Origin of the sequence: Microbacterium capsulatum, assembly GCF_030865425.1 — a bacterium.
GTDB classification, from domain to species: domain Bacteria; phylum Actinomycetota; class Actinomycetes; order Actinomycetales; family Microbacteriaceae; genus Microbacterium; species Microbacterium capsulatum.
The window spans coordinates 204,075-220,275 of record NZ_JAVFCB010000004.1 but is presented as its reverse complement, the minus strand read 5'-3'; the positions used below and the strand labels follow the sequence as shown (position 1 = coordinate 220,275).

At 70.7% G+C, this 16,201-nt stretch carries 19 protein-coding genes; 10 read left to right on the top strand and 9 right to left on the bottom strand.

What is annotated here, in order from left to right:
• Positions 1-60 precede the first annotated feature (60 nt).
• Genes RBR11_RS08525 through RBR11_RS08515 form a run of 3 tightly spaced genes read right to left on the bottom strand, consistent with a single transcriptional unit; the run spans position 61 to position 2,205 of the window.
• The gene (locus RBR11_RS08525) at positions 61-348 is read right to left on the bottom strand and encodes an immunity protein Imm33 domain-containing protein (protein ID WP_308488899.1); all 288 of its coding nucleotides are present in this window, start codon (positions 346-348) and stop codon (positions 61-63) included.
• Between the two features lie 10 nt (positions 349-358).
• A complete protein-coding gene (gene ychF / locus RBR11_RS08520; RefSeq protein ID WP_308488898.1) occupies positions 359-1,432 on the bottom strand; it encodes a redox-regulated ATPase YchF in 1,074 nt (357 codons plus the stop codon).
• Positions 1,433-1,464: 32 nt separating this feature from the next.
• Positions 1,465-2,205, bottom strand: coding sequence for a class I SAM-dependent methyltransferase (locus tag RBR11_RS08515; protein ID WP_308488897.1), 741 nt, complete (start codon positions 2,203-2,205; stop codon positions 1,465-1,467).
• A gap of 81 nt (positions 2,206-2,286) precedes the next feature.
• Here RBR11_RS08515 and RBR11_RS08510 point away from each other — a divergent pair, with 81 nt between their 5' ends.
• Together RBR11_RS08510 and RBR11_RS08505 are read left to right on the top strand one after the other, a co-directional pair.
• Positions 2,287-2,889, top strand: a complete 603-nt coding sequence (locus RBR11_RS08510; RefSeq protein WP_308488896.1) for an exonuclease domain-containing protein — start codon at positions 2,287-2,289, stop codon at positions 2,887-2,889.
• A gap of 55 nt (positions 2,890-2,944) precedes the next feature.
• A complete protein-coding gene (locus RBR11_RS08505) occupies positions 2,945-4,204 on the top strand; it encodes a DNA recombination protein RmuC (protein WP_308488895.1) in 1,260 nt (419 codons plus the stop codon).
• Here the strand turns inward: RBR11_RS08505 and RBR11_RS08500 are convergent.
• Together RBR11_RS08500 and glpX are read right to left on the bottom strand one after the other, a co-directional pair.
• Positions 4,179-4,391: a UDP-N-acetylmuramyl pentapeptide phosphotransferase gene (locus tag RBR11_RS08500; RefSeq protein ID WP_308488894.1), complete on the bottom strand. Its 213-nt coding sequence runs from the start codon at positions 4,389-4,391 to the stop codon at positions 4,179-4,181. The two genes, RBR11_RS08505 and RBR11_RS08500, sit on opposite strands and share 26 nt — an antisense overlap.
• Positions 4,392-4,543: 152 nt before the next feature.
• A complete protein-coding gene (glpX, locus tag RBR11_RS08495) occupies positions 4,544-5,530 on the bottom strand; it encodes a class II fructose-bisphosphatase (protein WP_308488893.1) in 987 nt (328 codons plus the stop codon).
• A gap of 183 nt (positions 5,531-5,713) precedes the next feature.
• On the opposite strand from glpX, the gene fbaA reads away from it, so the two are divergent.
• On the top strand, positions 5,714-6,742 hold the full coding sequence (gene fbaA / locus RBR11_RS08490; RefSeq protein WP_308488892.1) for a class II fructose-bisphosphate aldolase: 1,029 nt from the start codon (positions 5,714-5,716) through the stop codon (positions 6,740-6,742).
• 87 nt (positions 6,743-6,829) lie between these two features.
• Here the strand turns inward: fbaA and RBR11_RS08485 are convergent, their stop codons facing one another.
• Together RBR11_RS08485 and RBR11_RS08480 are read right to left on the bottom strand one after the other, a co-directional pair.
• Positions 6,830-7,495 (bottom strand): anti-sigma factor family protein, encoded by a 666-nt coding sequence (locus tag RBR11_RS08485; RefSeq protein WP_308488891.1) that lies wholly within the window; start codon positions 7,493-7,495, stop codon positions 6,830-6,832.
• Positions 7,492-7,995 carry a sigma-70 family RNA polymerase sigma factor gene (locus RBR11_RS08480; protein WP_308488890.1) on the bottom strand — a complete coding sequence of 168 codons (504 nt, stop codon included), beginning with the start codon at positions 7,993-7,995 and terminating at the stop codon, positions 7,492-7,494. Before RBR11_RS08480 ends, RBR11_RS08485 begins: the two co-directional genes overlap by 4 nt.
• 237 nt (positions 7,996-8,232) lie before the next feature.
• On the opposite strand from RBR11_RS08480, the gene RBR11_RS08475 reads away from it, so the two are divergent.
• Positions 8,233-8,838 carry a DUF4822 domain-containing protein gene (locus RBR11_RS08475; protein WP_308488889.1) on the top strand — a complete coding sequence of 202 codons (606 nt, stop codon included), beginning with the start codon at positions 8,233-8,235 and terminating at the stop codon, positions 8,836-8,838.
• A gap of 69 nt (positions 8,839-8,907) precedes the next feature.
• Here RBR11_RS08475 and RBR11_RS08470 read toward each other — a convergent pair whose 3' ends face one another.
• Together RBR11_RS08470 and RBR11_RS08465 are read right to left on the bottom strand one after the other, a co-directional pair.
• Positions 8,908-9,438: a DUF6264 family protein gene (locus tag RBR11_RS08470; protein ID WP_308488888.1), complete on the bottom strand. Its 531-nt coding sequence runs from the start codon at positions 9,436-9,438 to the stop codon at positions 8,908-8,910.
• 46 nt (positions 9,439-9,484) lie between these two features.
• A complete protein-coding gene (locus RBR11_RS08465; protein WP_308489095.1) occupies positions 9,485-10,534 on the bottom strand; it encodes a 4-hydroxy-3-methylbut-2-enyl diphosphate reductase in 1,050 nt (349 codons plus the stop codon).
• A gap of 116 nt (positions 10,535-10,650) precedes the next feature.
• On the opposite strand from RBR11_RS08465, the gene xseA reads away from it, so the two are divergent.
• The 6 genes from xseA (at position 10,651) to RBR11_RS08435 (ending at position 16,092) form a co-directional block, all read left to right on the top strand.
• Complete coding sequence (gene xseA, locus RBR11_RS08460) at positions 10,651-11,967, top strand: exodeoxyribonuclease VII large subunit (RefSeq protein WP_308488887.1); 1,317 nt, start codon at positions 10,651-10,653, stop codon at positions 11,965-11,967.
• Positions 11,968-12,051: 84 nt separating this feature from the next.
• A complete protein-coding gene (locus RBR11_RS08455; RefSeq protein WP_308489094.1) occupies positions 12,052-12,255 on the top strand; it encodes an exodeoxyribonuclease VII small subunit in 204 nt (67 codons plus the stop codon).
• On the top strand, positions 12,252-12,905 hold the full coding sequence (locus RBR11_RS08450; protein WP_308488886.1) for a DUF4245 family protein: 654 nt from the start codon (positions 12,252-12,254) through the stop codon (positions 12,903-12,905). Before RBR11_RS08455 ends, RBR11_RS08450 begins: the two co-directional genes overlap by 4 nt.
• The gene (locus tag RBR11_RS08445) at positions 12,902-13,558 is read left to right on the top strand and encodes a carbonic anhydrase (RefSeq protein ID WP_308488885.1); all 657 of its coding nucleotides are present in this window, start codon (positions 12,902-12,904) and stop codon (positions 13,556-13,558) included. Before RBR11_RS08450 ends, RBR11_RS08445 begins: the two co-directional genes overlap by 4 nt.
• A 49-nt stretch (positions 13,559-13,607) precedes the next feature.
• Complete coding sequence (locus RBR11_RS08440; RefSeq protein ID WP_308489093.1) at positions 13,608-15,020, top strand: class II fumarate hydratase; 1,413 nt, start codon at positions 13,608-13,610, stop codon at positions 15,018-15,020.
• A gap of 346 nt (positions 15,021-15,366) precedes the next feature.
• Positions 15,367-16,092 (top strand): endonuclease domain-containing protein, encoded by a 726-nt coding sequence (locus RBR11_RS08435; protein ID WP_308488884.1) that lies wholly within the window; start codon positions 15,367-15,369, stop codon positions 16,090-16,092.
• Positions 16,093-16,201 lie beyond the last annotated feature (109 nt).

Here is a 16,201-nt window from a genome sequence, read left to right as displayed (position 1 = left end):
CGTGCCTACACGTTGAGGCGGCATCTCCACTCTGTTCCGCCCCGAATCACTGATGGCGGCCTAGAGGTCGATAAGGGAAGCGTCGTGCCACACGTCCTCGTGGCCTGGCGCAATGAGGAATCGAGAGCCAGGCACGCCCTCCAGAAGGCGCGGAAGCGCAGGATCGAGTCCGATCAGATGAGCCAGGTGGCAGGGTTGGAAGAAGTCTTCCTCGTCTGCCAGCTCGCCCGCCCAGACATACCAGCCGCTCGTGCCCGGCGTCGGGGGATGTCGTAGGCCATGGAGCGGCCAGTCCCATGTGCCCAGCAGAATCGACGCGGACACACCCGCCTTCTGATTCAAGTCCATGGCTAAATGCCTACACGTTGAAGCGGAACTCCACGACGTCGCCGTCCTGCATGACGTAGTCCTTGCCCTCCAGGCGGGCCTTGCCCTTGGAGCGGGCCTCGACGACGGATCCGGTCGCGACCAGGTCCTCGAACGAGATGACCTCCGCCTTGATGAAGCCCTTTTCGAAGTCCGTGTGGATCACGCCGGCCGCCTGCGGGGCCTTGTCGCCCTTGTGGATCGTCCAGGCGCGGGCCTCCTTGGGGCCGGCGGTGAGGTAGGTCTGCAGGCCGAGGGTGTCGAAGCCGATGCGCGCGAGCTGGTCGAGGCCCGACTCGTCCTGGCCGGTCGAGGCGAGCAGCTCCGCGGCGTCCTCGGGGTCGAGGTCGATGAGCTCCGACTCGATCTTCGCGTCGAGGAAGATGGCCTTCGCCGGGGCGACCAGCTCGGCGAGCTCGGCCTTGCGGTCGGCGTCGGTGAGGACGCCCTCGTCGACGTTGAAGACGAAGATGACGGGCTTGGAGGTGAGCAGGCCCAGCTCCTTGATCGGGGCGAGGTCGATGCCGCTCGTGGACAGCAGCTGCCCGCGCTCGAGCGCGTCCTGCGCGGCCTTGGCCGTCTCCAGGACGACCGGATCCGCCTTCTTGCCGCGCACCTCCTTCTCGATGCGCACGACCGCCTTCTCGAGCGTCTGCAGGTCGGCGAGCATGAGCTCGGCGTTGATCGTCTCGAGGTCGTTCTTCGGGTCGATCTCGCCGTCGACGTGCACCACGTCGTCGTCGGCGAAGCCGCGGACGACCTGCGCGATCGCGTCGGCCTCGCGGATGTTCGCGAGGAACTGGTTGCCCAGGCCCTCGCCCACGCTCGCACCGCGGACGATGCCGGCGATGTCGACGAACGACACCGTCGCGGGCAGGATCCGCTCGCTGCCGAAGATCTCGGCGAGCTTGTTCAGCCGCACGTCGGGCAGGTTCACCACGCCGACGTTCGGCTCGATCGTCGCGAACGGGTAGTTCGCCGCGAGCACGTCGTTCTTGGTGAGGGCGTTGAAGAGGGTGGACTTGCCGACGTTGGGCAGTCCGACGATTCCGATGGTGAGAGCCACGGACGACGATTCTACCGGGGGCGCCCGGCCCTTCAGGACGCGCGGATCGCCCGGTAGGCCACGGTGAGGTACGGCATCGCCAGCGTCGAGCCTTCGACGAGCCCCAGCTCGTCGAACAGGGCGTCCATGCCCCGCTCGATCCGGGCCTTCTCCTCGTCCGGCGCGGTGATGATGTAGCTCCGGGAGCGGGCCATCGCGTGCAACTCAGCGCGGGTCATCGGCCGGGACCACTCCCAGCGGCGCTCCTCGAGCGGCCCGAACGGCTCGAACACGGCCACGCCGTCCTCGGCGATCATCTGCTCGGCGGGGCTGCCCATCATGATGCCGCTCAGCCGGCGCACCCAGTCGGTCCGCTCGTCGCGGACGTTCCAGATCAACCCCAGCACGCCGCCGGGCCGGACGACGCGGCCGATCTCGCGGGAGGCCGCGACCGGATCCACCCAGTGCCACGCCTGCCCCAGGACCGCCGCGTCGGCGACGCCGTCGGCGAGCGGCAGCTCCTCCGCGGTGCCGACCAGCCCGGGGACGTCCGGCGCGCTCGTGTGCAGTGCGGCGAGCATCTGCGCGTCGGGGTCCACCGCGGTCACGCTCGTGTCGCCGAGTGCGAGCACGCCGCGGGTGAGCTTGCCGGTGCCGGCGCCGATGTCGACGATGCTCCGCGTATCGCCCGCCACCCCCTCGAGCATCCAGGCGACCGCCGCCGCCGGATACTCGGGGCGTCCCTGCTCGTAGCTCGAGGTCTCGGATCCGAAGCTGGTGGCGCGTGCGGTCATGGCTCGACCCTACGCTTCCGGATCGGGTGCTCCGCGGCGCGCCTGGGCACCCGGACGCCCCCGCGGCCGCAGGGTGGATGCGTGGCCCTGGACTTCACCGCGATCGACTTCGAAACGGCGAACTCCTCCCCCGCCTCCGCCTGCTCGGTCGGCCTCGTCCGGGTGCGGGGCGGCGTCGTGGTGGCCCAGACCGGATGGCTGATCCGCCCGCCCGCAGGCCACGACGAGTTCCAGGAGTGGAACGTGCGGATCCACGGGATCGAGCCGCATCAGGTCGCCGACGCCGCGACCTGGAGCGAGCAGCTCGACCGGCTCTGCGCATTCGCCGGCGCCGACGTGCTCGTCGCGCACAACGCCGGCTTCGACCTCAACGTGATCCGCCGTGCCTGCGAGGCGACTGGCGACGACTGCCCGCCCTACCAGTCGCTGTGCAGCCTCGCCGTCGCGCGCAAGGTCTACGACCTCGCCTCCTACAAGCTCCCCGTCGCCGCCGAGGCCGCCGGGTTCGGCGCCTTCCCGCACCACGACGCGCTCGCCGACGCCCGTGCCTGCGCGCAGATCGTCATCGACGCGGCCCGGCGCACCGGGTCCGCCTCGGTCTTCGAGCTCGCCGATGCGGTCGGCGTCCGGCTCGCGGATCCGCTCGTCGCAGCCGCGTCGGCGAAGGTCCGCGCGGCGGCCTGACGCGCTCGACGCGCGCCGTCGTGCCGATGTCGGTGGCCCCTCACATGATGGGGGCATGGAACCGATCGCACTGCTCATCGCCGTCCTCGCCGCCGTGGTCGGGCTGGCGCTCGGCTGGTATCTGGGCCGCACGCGGGGCGCGACCGAGCTCGCCCGCGCCGAGGCCGCGCTCGCTGCGGCGCAGGAGGACCGCGACCGGCAGAACGACCTTTATCGCGACGCCGTCGAGCACTCCCGCCGTGAGCAGCACGAGGCCGCCGAACGCGCCCGGCAGGAGAGCGCCGTGCTGCAGGCCCTCGCGCCGGTGCGGGAGAGCCTGCACCGCATGCAGCAGACGGTGACGGTGCTGGAGCGCGAGCGACAGGAACAGTTCGGTCTGCTCAGCGAGCAGCTGCGCCGCTCCGAGGAGAACGGCGAGGCGCTGCGTTCGACCACCGAGTCGCTCGCCGGCGCCCTGCGCTCCACGTCCGCCCGCGGCGTGTGGGGCGAGACCCAGCTGCGCCGGGTCGTGGAGGCGGCGGGCCTCACCCGGCACGTGGACTTCGACCTGCAGACGACGATCCGTTCCGATGCCGGCCAGGGTCGGCCCGACATGGTGATCCGGCTCGCCGGCGGCGCCTCGATCGCCGTCGACGCGAAGGCCCCGCTGGACGCGTTCCTCGCCGCGGGGGCACTCGGATCCGAGGATCCGCAGCGGCGCACGCTGATGCAGCAGCACGTGAAGGCGGTCCGCGCGCACGTGGACGCCCTGGCGAAGAAGGCGTACTGGTCGGGCCTCGATGTCAGCCCCGAGTTCGTGATCTGCTTCCTGCCGAGCGAGTCGCTGTTGTCGGCCGCGCTGGACGAGGATCCGGCTCTCCTCGACTACGCCTTCGGCAAGCGGGTGGCCCTGGCCACCCCGGTGAACCTGTGGGCGGTGCTGAAGACCGTCGCCTACACGTGGAAGCAGCAGGAGCTGTCGGCGGAGGCGGCCGTACTGCTCGACCTCGGCACGCAGCTCTACGACCGCCTGGGCGTCCTCGCCGGGCACGCCGACGATCTGCGCAAGGCGCTGGAGCGGACCGTCGACAGCTACAACCGCTTCGCGGGGTCGCTGGAGAGTCGTGTCCTGGTCACGGCGCGGCGTTTCCCCGGGGTCGACGCGCACGCGCTGACAGCGCCCGCGACCGTGACGCAGTCGCCCCGGCGGTTCACGGCCGAGGAGCTCGCGCCCGGCACCGCGACAGCGCTGCAGGCGGATCTCGGCGAACTGCGCGAACGCCTCGACGAGGCGGATCAGGAGGCAGGGGTCACGCGCTCCCGGGAACCCCGCTGAGCAGGGCGACGACGATTCCGGAGAAGAGGACGAACGCGCCGATCATCCACCAGGCGCTGATCTCGTGGCTCTCGTCGCGACGGACGCGGAACAGCACGTCGGGTCGGCGGGCGGCATCCATCTCGACGATCTTGACACTTCCCGTGTCGGTGATCGTCTCCTGACGGTAGATGTTCTCGGAAGCCATCCCGCTCGCCCTCCTGCTCCGCGCGCCGGATCGGCGCCCCCTCCATTGTGCCAGGTGACGCCGAACGGTTGCGGAATGCGACCAGGTCGTTATCCGGTCGCGCGGCCGCGCGACCGGAATCAAGGCCGGTCAGTCGAGCACGAAAAGCCCGGTCAGAGCCACTTCGAGACGAGGTGGTCGGAGGCGACCCGGCGCAGCGTCCCCGAGGCGCTGCGCAGCACGACGCTCTCGGTGTACAGGTAGTCGCCGTCGCGGCGCACACCCGCGACGAGCTGGCCGTCGGTGACCCCGGTCGCGACGAAGATCGTGTTGTTGCCCCTCACGAGGTCGTCCGCCTCGTAGACCTTGTCCATGTCGAGGCCGGCGTCGATGCCGCGCTGACGCTCGTCGTCGTCGCGCGGCCACAGCCGGCCCTGGATGTGCCCGCCGAGCGCCTTGATCGCGCAGGCGGTGACGATGCCCTCGGGGCTGCCGCCGACGCCGATGCACATGTCGGTGCGGGCGTCGTGCCGGGCCGCGTTGATGCCGCCGGCGACGTCGCCGTCCGACATCAGGCGGGTGCCGGCGCCCGCGTCGCGGATGTCCTGGATGAGCTGGTCGTGACGCGGACGGTTCAGCACCGAGACGACGATCTCCTCGACGGGCTTGCCGAGCGCGGCCGCGAGGCGGCGGATGTTCTCGCCGACGGGGAGGCGGATGTCGACGACGCCGACGCCGGCGGGGCCGGTGACGAGCTTGTCCATGTAGAAGACGCTGGACGCGTCGAGCATCGTGCCGCGGTCGGATACCGCGATCACGGAGAGCGCGTTCTGACGGCCGGCGGCGGTGAGCGAGGTGCCGTCGATCGGATCGACCGCGATGTCGCACTGCGGGCCCTTGCCCGTGCCCACGTGCTCGCCGTTGAAGAGCATCGGGGCGTTGTCCTTCTCGCCCTCGCCGATGACCACGCGGCCGTCGAAGTCGACCGTGCCGAGGAAGGCGCGCATCGCGTCGACGGCGGCCCCGTCCGCGGCCTCCTTCGCGCCGCGCCCGATGAACGGGACGGCTCGGATCGCCGCCGCCTCCGTGGCGCGGACGAGCTCCAGCGCGAGGTTGCGGTCGGGGCTGAGGGGGCTGAGATCGGCCGTGAGACTCACCATGGCCCCCATGCTAGGGGCCGTGGGCGGGCGGATCCGAACAAAACGGCATCAATATGTCGAAAGATCTCCGCTTCTTGCACAGCCTGAAGATCCGCCCGCTGAAACCTCCCGACGCGCGCTCGAAAACGCGGATCCTACGCGGCTAGAGTGACTGAGAACCCGTCGTCCAGCACAGGAGATGCCATGCCCGTCGCCACCCCGGATCAGTACGCCGAAATGCTCGACCGCGCGAAGGCAGGCGGTTTCGCCTACCCCGCGTTCAACGTCTCCAGCTCGCAGACGATCCACGCCGTGCTGCAGGGCCTGACCGAGGCGGGATCCGACGGCATCATCCAGGTCACCACGGGAGGCGCCGACTACTTCGCCGGCCAGACCGTCAAGGCCCGCGCCACCGGGGCCCTCGCCTTCGCGAAGTTCGCCACCGAGGTCGCCAAGTCGTACCCGATCACCGTGGCGCTGCACACCGACCACTGCCCGAAGGACGCCCTCGACGGCTTCGTCGAGCCGCTCATCGCGGCCAGCGAGGAAGAGGTCCGCGCGGGCCGCAACCCGATCTTCCAGTCGCACATGTGGGACGGCTCGGCCGTGCCGCTCGCGGAGAACATCGAGATCGCGAAGGAGCTCCTCCCCCGGATGAGGAACATCAACGCGATCCTCGAGGTCGAGATCGGCGTCGTCGGCGGCGAGGAGGACGGCGTCGCGCACGAGGGGTCGAATGAGGCGCTCTACACGACCTTCGCGGATGTTGACCAGGCCGTGCAGGCGCTCGGCCTCGGCGACCAGGGCCGCTACATCGCCGCCCTGACCTTCGGCAACGTGCACGGCGTGTACAAGCCGGGCGGCGTGAAGCTGCGCCCGGAGCTGCTCGGCGACATCCAGCAGCAGGTCGCCGCCAAGTACGGCACCGGCCCGAAGCCGCTGGACCTCGTCTTCCACGGCGGATCCGGATCCTCCGACGCCGAGATCGCCCTCGCGGTCGCGAACGGCGTCATCAAGATGAACATCGACACGGACACGCAGTACGCGTTCACGCGCTCGATCGCCGGCTACATGCTTTCGAACTACGACGGCGTGCTCAAGGTCGACGGCGAGGTCGGCAACAAGAAGCAGTACGACCCTCGCGCCTGGGGCAAGGTCGCGGAGTCGGCGATGGCCGCCCGCGTCGTCGAGTCCACCCGCCAGCTCGGCTCGTACGGCCAGTCGCAGAGCTGACCCGCACCGAAAGCACAGGGGCGCCGCCGGGATCCACCCCGACGACGCCCCTGGCGTCTCAGCGCCGTGACCGTCCTGCGGTCGCCCTCAGCGGAGGTCCCGGCTCAGCACCACCGTTCCGCTCGGGTCGCGGATCTCGACGGTCCGGATGTCGGACATGCGCTCGGCCGTGCCCGCCGACAGACGCGCCGTCGCTCCCGGCGTGACGTTCCAGGTGGACAGGGGGATCGTCGTGCCGTCCGCGGCGACCAGGACCAGGGCGTACGCGCCCTTCGCCACCGGAGAGCCGGAGTCGTAGGCGCACTCCATGTCCAGACGTGTCCCCCAGGGCACCGGCGTGAACGACACCGAGGCGGTGGCGTGGACGTACGCCGCGCCCTCCAGTTCCACCGAGACGGCCGGACGCGGCGCGAGCAGCGCGAGACTCAGCGGCACGGCGATCGCCACCGCCGCGGCTGCACCGGCCCCCCACCAGAGCGCGCGCCGCCGGTTGCGCCGGCGCGTCCGGGCCGCCTGCAGCAGCCGGATCGGGGCGTCGCTCGGGGCCTCGTCCACGGGTTCGTCGATCCGCTCGGCGTCTTCGGCGCTCAGCCGCGACAGCAGCGCCACCGCAGGGCCCAGTTCCGCGACGGCGGACCGGCACGCGGCGCAGTGCGCGAGATGCGCTTCGTACTCGGCCCGTTCGGACGTCGGGAGCGCACCGAGCGCGTACGCCGCATCCCAGGTCTCGAATCGTTCGTGCTGCGCGTTCACCGTGTCACTCCTCTCTCCTGCAGGGCGAGCCGGAGGGCCCGCAATCCGTAATGCATCCGCGACTTGACCGTGCCCTCGGGGATCCCGAGCTCCGCGGCCACCTGGCCGACGCTGCGGCCCCGGTAGTACGCGGCCACGATGACGACGCGGTGGGCGGGATCGAGCGCGGCGAGCGCGTCCTCGATGAGCAGCGCGTCGAACAGCCGGTCCGTCTCGTCGTCGCCGCCGCGTTCGGGCAGTTCGGCGACGGTCTGCTCGTGCCTGCGCCGGGCGCTGCGCACCTCGTCGACGACGATGTGCCGCGCGACGGTGATCATCCAGGCCCGGGTCGTCGTCGGATCCTGGGCGAGGATCCGCGGTGTGCGCCAGGCGCGGATGAGCGTCTCCTGGACGACGTCGTCAGCCCCTGCGCTGTCGCCGGTGAGGCGCACGACGTAGCGGCGGATCGGGCCGGCGTGCACGTCGTACAGTGCGGTGAGCCGCTCGTCGTCGTCGTCCACGATCCCTCCTCCCGTCGTCTCCTCAAGAGAGAACGAGGTCCACCCCCGGAAAGTTCACCGAGGACGGTGATCACGCACCGGCGCACCCGCGCGCCGTCCTCTCAGTATGGGCGCCCGCACCGTTCCCATGCCCGTGCGGCGCGATGAAGGACGATCGGAAGATCAGCCCATCGGATCGGCGAGCAATAGCCGATCGGATGATGTGGGCCCCCTGGCCCGATTTCTAACGTTGAAGACATGAACATCACCTCGCTGATCTCCTCCCGCAAGCTCATCGCCGCGTCGACGATCGCGCTCGCCGCGATCGCCGTGGTCCCCACCACCGCCGCTGCCGCTGAGCCCACCGCCGCGGTCTCCTCGTTCTCCGCCGGCACCAAGGCGCTGACCCCGTCCGAGACCCTGGCCTCGACCCCGTGGAAGACCACGAGCGCCCTCGACGCCCACGGCGACCGCGTGGCCCTGGACGACCCGGCCGTGTCGAACTTCGTGGGCTGGGCCTACTTCAAGACCGATGGCACGTTCACGATGTACAACCTGAACAACACCCCGAAGATGCACGGCGACTGGAGCGTCCCGGCCGACGGCTCCTCGCGCTGGATCGCCGCGAAGGACGCGAACGGCAACGTGCTCTTCCAGCGCGTCGTGCCGATCGTGCAGCTGGACAAGAACGTCTTCACCTACCGCGTGTTCCCGAACGCGGCCGACAAGACCGTCTTCTACGACATCGTGCACACCAAGACCAACCACGTCGAGCCCGGCACCGACGGCCGCGGCCCCGGCGCCAACGGCAGCACCGCCCAGGGCAACGGCGACTACCACTTCAACAACGGCAACTCGCACTGACCCGCAGGTCGGAACAGAAGAACCCGGCTCCCGCACTGCGGGGGCCGGGTTCTTTCGTCGTCAGGCGGCCTACGGCTTCTTGGCCAGGCCGTCGATGTACGAGATCACGGCGGGATCGCCGTAGAAGGCGATCAGCATGCAGGCCGACGACAGGGTGACGAAGACGATGCCGCCGACGAGAGGAACCCACCAGGCGACCTTCCCGCGGCGCAGCCGCATCACCGTCCAGGCGGCGGTGAGCACCCAGCCGACGATGAGCAGGATCGATCCGACCATGCCCCAGGTCTTCGCCTCGGCGTAGTGCGAGAAGTCGCCGGAGATGCCGAGCATCTGCATCATCGTCGTGATGAGCGACGCCGGGTCGAGGAACGTGAGGACCGTGGTGATCACGTTCCAGAGACCATACGCGAGCAGCCCGATCGCGACGATCCGGTCGACGGGACGCGCGGGCCGGACCGGCGCGGCCGGGTAAGGGATCGGGACGGGCTCGGGGGCAGGGGGCGGCACGTGCACGACCGGCGGCGGGATCTCCCGCCCGGCGCGTCGGCTCTGCTCCTCGGGGGTCGCGTACTCGCCGTACTGGGGTCTGGGATCGGACACCGCTCCATGCTATCGGCGGGTCCTGGGAGGGCGGCGGCCGCCCGGCTCAGCGGGAGGTGCGCCCGCCCAGCGCCCGCTCGTCGCGCTGGCCGGCGACGTCCTGGCGCAGCTCCTTCGGCAGAGAGAACATCAGGTCCTCCTCCGCGGTGCGCACCTCCTCGACATCGCCGTAGCCGGCCTCGGCGAGCGCCTCGAGCACCTCCTGCACGAGCACCTCGGGCACCGAGGCGCCGCTGGTGACGCCGACGGTGGAGACGCCGTCCAGCCACTCCTGCCGCACCTCGTCCGCGTAGTCCACCCGGTAGGCGGCCTTGGCGCCGTACTCCCGGGCCACCTCGACGAGGCGCACGCTGTTGGACGAGTTCGCCGATCCCACCACGATCACGAGGTCGGCGTCGCGCGCGACCTTCTTGATCGCGACCTGGCGGTTCTGCGTGGCGTAGCAGATGTCGTCGGAGGGCGGATCCTGCAGCTCCGGGAAGCGGGTGCGCAGCCTGTTCACGGTCTCCATCGTCTCGTCGACGGAGAGCGTGGTCTGCGAGAGCCAGACGACCTTGGACGGGTCGCGCACCTCGACGGTGTCGGCCTCGGCCGGGGAGTTCACCACCGTGACGTGGTTCGGGGCCTCGCCCGCGGTGCCCTCGACCTCCTCGTGGCCGTCGTGGCCGATGAGCAGGATCTCGAAGTCGTCGCGCGCGAACCGGACGGCCTCGCGGTGCACCTTGGTCACCAGCGGGCAGGTCGCGTCGATCGCGTGCAGGTGGCGGTCCTCGGCGGCCGAGACCACCATCGGCGAGACGCCGTGCGCGCTGAAGACGACGTGCGAGCCCTCGGGGATCTCGTCGACCTCGTCGACGAAGATCGCACCCTGGGCCTCGAGCTCGGTGACGACGTGGATGTTGTGCACGATCTGCTTGCGCACGTAGACCGGGGCGCCGTAGCGCTGCAGGGCCTTCTCCACGGCGACGACGGCGCGGTCGACGCCGGCGCAGTAGCCGCGCGGGGCGGCCAGCAGCACCCGCTTGTGTCCGTCCACCGGGTTATCCTGAAGGCGCGCCCGGGTCTCGGATCGCCGCGCTCGCGGAATCTGCGGCACGGGCAACGGAACGGCTGTCGAAGTCACACGCCGATTCTACCGGCGCGCACCTGCGCGGAGCCGGTGAGCGGGCACCTGCACAGGGGGCCGAGAAGACCCGGGGGAGATCCGAGAGCATGACCTCGTTCCAGCCCGCGGCCGTCGCCGGCGAGGCGCCCCCCGCGGACTCCGTGTCCCCCCGGGAGTCGACCGCGGACGCGCCCACCTCGATCGCCCGCCTGAACGCGACGATCCGGGACTTCGTCGCGCAGTGGGGCACGGTGTGGGTCGAGGGCGAGATCACGAGCTGGAACGTGCGCGCGGGCAACGTCTTCGCCCGGCTCAAGGACACCCGCTCCGACGCGCAGATCTCCATCCGCATCTGGTCGAGCGTGCGGCCGCGGATCCCCGCGGACCTCGCCGTCGGCGATCACGTCGTCGCCGCGGTCAAGGCCGACTACTTCGTGAAGGCGGGCGACTTCAGCTTCGCCGTCTCGGCGATGAAGCACGTCGGCCTCGGCGACCAGCTCGAGCGGCTCGAACGCCTGCGGGTGCAGCTGCGTCAGGAGGGCCTGTTCGACCCGTCCCGGAAGAAGCCGCTCCCCTTCCTGCCGCATGTGATCGGCCTGATCACGGGAGAGAACTCCGACGCGGAGAAGGATGTCCACCGCAACGCCGAGCTGCGCTGGCCTCAGGTGCGGTTCCGCACCGTGCACGCCGCGGTGCAGGGCGACCGCTGCGTGCCGGAGACGCTCGCCGCGCTGAAGGTCCTGGACGCGGATCCGGACGTGGACGTCATCGTCATCGCGCGCGGCGGCGGGGACCCGCAGACGCTCCTCGGCTTCAGCGACGAACGGCTCGTGCGCGCGGTCGCCGCCGCCACGACGCCGATCGTCAGCGCGATCGGGCACGAGAACGACCACCCGCTGCTCGACGACGTGGCGGACCTCAGGGCCTCCACCCCGACCGACGCCGCCAAGCGCGTCGTGCCGGACGTCGGCGAGCAGCGCGCGCTCATCGCACAGCTGCGCGCCCGGGCGACGACGCGGGTGTCGCAGCGGGTCGCGCACGACATCGCCCAGCTGGAGCAGCTGCGCTCGCGTCCCGTGCTGCGGGATCCGGATCCGCTCATCGAGCGCCGCGCGCAGGAGGTGTGGCTGCTCGCCGCCCGCTCCCGCGACGTGCTCGGCCGCACGGTCGACGCCGCCTCCCGGCGCACGGCGGAGCTGCGCGCCTCGCTCCGCGCACTCTCCCCCGCCGCCACCCTGGCCCGCGGCTACGCCATCGCGCACCGCGACGACGGCGTCATCGTGCGCGAGCCCGCCGACGCGCCCGCCGGCACCGCACTCACCGTCACCGTGGACCGGGGGGCGATCCGGGCCGTGTCCGAGGGCGAGGTCGCGAGCGTCCCCGACGCCTCGCGGGCGGCCGGGGGCGATGGCGCGCGCGGCTAGGATGGAGGGGTGACCGTGTCGAACGAGCAGACCGCGTCCGGGGGCGACTCCGCGCCGGGTGCCGCCGATCCCTCGGACACCGATCTGGAGCAGCTGAGCTTCGAGCAGGCCAGGGACGAGCTCGTCCGCGTGGTCGCCGAGCTCGAGCAGGGAGCGCCGACCCTGGAGCAGTCTCTGACGCTCTGGGAGCGCGGCGAGGCGTTGGCGGCCCGCTGCGAGCAGTGGCTGCTCGGCGCCAAGAGGCGCCTGGACGCCGCACGCTCCGCGGTGGAGGGAGGATCCGAATGAGCCGCACCCCGAAGCATCCCCCGATCGTCGCCGAGCTGGGCCGCCCGGAGACACCGGAGGAGACGGCCGATCGCAAGGCGGCGTCCTCGGCCGCGTACCGTTCCAGCCAGACCTTCCGCGCGCTCATCGCGGCCCTGATCGCCACGGTCGGCGTGGTCCTCATCATCGTGCTGCTCGTGCCGCGCGGCGACTTCACCGGCACCAACGGCGTCGATCTCGCGTCCGCGGCGAAGAACACGCAGACCGCGATGAACCGTCCGGTGCTGCTGCCGGTGCTGCCCTCGAACTGGCGCGTGAACAAGGCGCAGCTGGTCGACGGAAAGCCCGCCGTGTGGGACATCACGGCCGCCCCCGAGTCGGCCGACGCCCGCGGCTACGCGCACATCGCGCAGGCGTTCGACGCCGATGCGAACTGGGCTCTCACGCCGCTCAAAGGCACGGCCCCGAAGGGCACGGTGTCGATCGGCGGACGCACCTGGGACCAGTACACGATGACGAACCCCGACGCGTCGGGGAACATCACCGACGCGCTCGGCGCCCAGGTCGGCAAGGACTACATCCTCGTGTACGGCGCGCTCGGCAAGGCGCAGACGGCGGAGCTGGTCGCCAAGATCAGCCCGCAGATCGATCAGCTCGAAGGCGGACGATGACCCCTCCCCACGCACGATCCCTCACCCCCGATGAGGCCTGGGCCCTGATGAGCGAGGGGAACCGGCGCTTCGTCGCGGGCGAGCCCGAGCACCCCAACCAGGACGTCGGCATGCGCCACCAGCTCGTCGACGGGCAGGCCCCGCTCGCGACGCTGTTCGGCTGCGCCGACTCCCGTCTCGCCGCCGAGATCATCTTCGACAAGGGTCTCGGCGACCTGTTCGTGGTCCGCAACGCCGGTCAGGTCATCGGCGAGTCGATCGTCGCGAGCCTCGAATACGCGGTCGAGATCCTCGGCGTCCCGCTCATCGTCGTGCTCGCGCACGACAACTGCGGCGCGGTGCGGGCGGCGATCGACAGCTCCGCGATCGACGCGCCCCCGCTCCCCCCGCACATCTGGAAGCTGATCGCTCCGATCGTGCCGGCGGCGCGCAAGGTCCTCGCAGCCGGGGGCGGATCCACCGTCGCCGACATCGACGCCGAGCTCGTCGGGCAGGAGCACCTGCGCAACACCGTCAACGACCTGCTGCAGTCCTCCGAGCTGATCGCCGCGGCCGTCGCGGAGGGTCGTCTCGGCGTCGTCGGCGCCAACTACCGTCTGAACGAGGGCACCGCCGTGCCCGTCGTCACCGTGGGCCTCGCCGCCCGCCCCTGAGCATCCCCCTACATCCACGTCACATCTGGAGGAAAAAGCAGTGACCGACATCCACCAGCGCAGCGGCGAAAACGAGCCGGCGTACCGCATCGAACACGACACCATGGGCGAGGTGCGGGTGCCCGCGAACGCGCTCTACGGGGCGCAGACGCAGCGCGCCGTGGAGAACTTCCCGATCTCCGGCAAGGGGCTGGAGTCGACGCAGATCGCCGCCCTGGCCCGGATCAAGAAGGCCGCCGCGCTCGCCAACAAGGACCTCGGCACGCTCGACGGCGCCATCGCCGACGCGATCGCGCAGGCCGCCGACGAGGTCGCCGCGGGCAAGCACGACGGCGAGTTCCCCGTCGACACGTACCAGACCGGATCCGGCACGTCGTCGAACATGAACATGAACGAGGTCCTCGCGACGCTCGCGACGCGGATCCTCGGCGCCACCGTGCACCCCAACGATCACGTCAACGCCTCGCAGTCGTCCAACGACGTGTTCCCGACCTCGGTGCACATCGCCGTGACCCAGGCGCTCATCGACACGCTCATCCCCTCGCTCGACCACCTCGCCGTGGCGCTCGAGGCGAAGGCGGAGCTGTGGAAGGACGCGGTCAAGTCCGGCCGCACCCACCTCATGGACGCCACCCCGGTCACCCTCGGCCAGGAGTTCGGCGGCTACGCCCGCCAGATCCGCCTGGGCATCGAGCGCGTGCAGTCGGCCCTCCCCCGCGTCGCCGAGGTCCCCCTGGGCGGCACCGCGGTCGGCACCGGCATCAACACCCCGCTCGGCTTCCCGCAGAAGGTCATCGCGCTGCTCGCGGCCGAGACCGAGCTGCCTATCACCGAGGCCAAGGACCACTTCGAGGCACAGGCCAACCGCGACGGCCTCGTCGAGGCGTCCGGCGCGCTGCGCACGATCGCGGTGTCGCTGACGAAGATCAACAACGACCTGCGCTGGATGGGCTCCGGCCCGAACACCGGCCTCGGCGAGATCCACATCCCCGACCTGCAGCCGGGCTCCTCGATCATGCCGGGCAAGGTCAACCCGGTCATCCCCGAGGCGACCCTGATGGTGTGCGCGCGCGTGATCGGCAACGACGCGACCGTCGCCTGGGCCGGCGCGTCCGGATCCTTCGAGCTCAACGTCGCGATCCCGGTCATGGGCACCGCGCTGCTCGAGTCGATCCGTCTGCTCTCCAACGCGGTGCGCGTGCTCGCCGACAAGACCGTCGACGGCCTGCAGGCCAACGTCGAGCGCGCCGCGGCGTTCGCCGGCATGAGCCCGTCGATCGTCACCCCGCTGAACAAGGTCATCGGCTACGAGGCCGCTGCCAAGATCGCGAAGCACTCGGTCGCCACGGGCATCACCGTGCGCGACGCCGTGATCGACCTCGGCTACGTCGAGCGCGGCGAGATCACGCTCGAGCAGCTGGACGAGAAGCTCGACCTGCTGTCGATGACGCACGCCGGCTGAGTCCCCGCCTCTCGGATGCCGCGGCCCTCTCGGGGCCGCGGCATCCGTCGTCTCGGCGCTCGCCCGATCCGCCGACCTTGTCACGATCCGCCGAGCGCTTCGCAGGATCCGTCGGCCGGTCGGGACGGGCTCAGCGGATCGGGTCCACCGATCGCCCTCCACAACCGGTGTCGCACGCCAGGGTTGCACCGGTCCTGGAAGGAGTCCGTGGCGGCGAGCCCGGATCGACGATCCTGTCGACATGCTCTCCGCATCGGACACCCTCTCCAGGCTCGGAGGCGTCGCCACGGGCCTGCACCTCCAGCAGCTCGGATTCACCCGCCGGTCCCTCTCGCGCATCGTGCAGATGGGCGAGATCGAGCGGATCCGGCACGGAGTGTTCGCTCTGCCGGATCTCGATGCCGAGACGCGCACGGCCATCGCGCACGGCGGTGCCCTGACCTGCGTGAGCGTGCTGCGGATGCGCGATGTCTGGGTACTCTCCGACTCGACGGCCGTCCATGTCTGGCTGGGGCCGGATCACCACCCGCAGAGGCATCGCGACTGCGCCTGCGTCTCGCACTTCTACAAAGGTCGACCTCCGCTCGGCGTGGCAGATCTGGAGACGGCGCTCGTGCACATACGCCGTTGCGAAGGCGATGAGGCGTTCTTCGCCGCGTACGAATCCGCCTGGCGCAAGGGGCTGCTGTCGCGAGCGGCGCGGGAGCGGATCCGCGCAGCCCTGCCCGCGTCGGCCCGCTGGCTCGTCGACGTCGCACGGGCGGACGCGGGCAGCGGACTCGAATCGCTCTTGCGTCTGCGGCTTCACCTGATCGGGATCCGACTCGACTGCCAGGTCCGGATCCCGGGGGTCGGTGTCGTCGACTTCGTCATCGGAGGCCGGCTCATCATCGAGGCGGACGGCAGGGAGAACCACGACGGCTCGTCGCTACGCCATAAGGATCTGCGGCGGGATGCGGCCGCGTCACGCCTCGGCTATGAGACCCTGCGATTCGACTACGCGCAGATCGTGTATGACTGGCCGGCCGTGCAGGCCGCGATCCTCGCCGCCCTTGCCCGCGCGCGCAGCTGATGCCAGCGCCGCGCACGATCCGCAGAGATTGTCCCGTTTCGCTGAGCCTTTGTGGAGATCTCTCAGCGAAACGGGACAAGGTCAGCCAGACGGGACAGGACCTGAGGGC

Bases quoted from the DNA above. Each gene is read 5' to 3' on its own strand.
- RBR11_RS08445 (WP_308488885.1), top strand. From the start codon at position 12,902: ATGACCCCTCCCCACGCACGATCCCTCACCCCCGATGAGGCCTGGGCC.
- RBR11_RS08515 (WP_308488897.1), bottom strand. From the start codon at position 2,205: ATGACCGCACGCGCCACCAGCTTCGGATCCGAGACCTCGAGCTACGAG.
- RBR11_RS08475 (WP_308488889.1), top strand. From the start codon at position 8,233: ATGAACATCACCTCGCTGATCTCCTCCCGCAAGCTCATCGCCGCGTCG.
- RBR11_RS08450 (WP_308488886.1), top strand. From the start codon at position 12,252: ATGAGCCGCACCCCGAAGCATCCCCCGATCGTCGCCGAGCTGGGCCGC.
- RBR11_RS08505 (WP_308488895.1), top strand. From the start codon at position 2,945: ATGGAACCGATCGCACTGCTCATCGCCGTCCTCGCCGCCGTGGTCGGG.
- glpX (WP_308488893.1), bottom strand. From the start codon at position 5,530: ATGGTGAGTCTCACGGCCGATCTCAGCCCCCTCAGCCCCGACCGCAAC.
- RBR11_RS08500 (WP_308488894.1), bottom strand. From the start codon at position 4,391: ATGGCTTCCGAGAACATCTACCGTCAGGAGACGATCACCGACACGGGA.
- RBR11_RS08525 (WP_308488899.1), bottom strand. From the start codon at position 348: ATGGACTTGAATCAGAAGGCGGGTGTGTCCGCGTCGATTCTGCTGGGC.
- xseA (WP_308488887.1), top strand. From the start codon at position 10,651: ATGACCTCGTTCCAGCCCGCGGCCGTCGCCGGCGAGGCGCCCCCCGCG.
- fbaA (WP_308488892.1), top strand. From the start codon at position 5,714: ATGCCCGTCGCCACCCCGGATCAGTACGCCGAAATGCTCGACCGCGCG.
- RBR11_RS08435 (WP_308488884.1), top strand. From the start codon at position 15,367: ATGGGCGAGATCGAGCGGATCCGGCACGGAGTGTTCGCTCTGCCGGAT.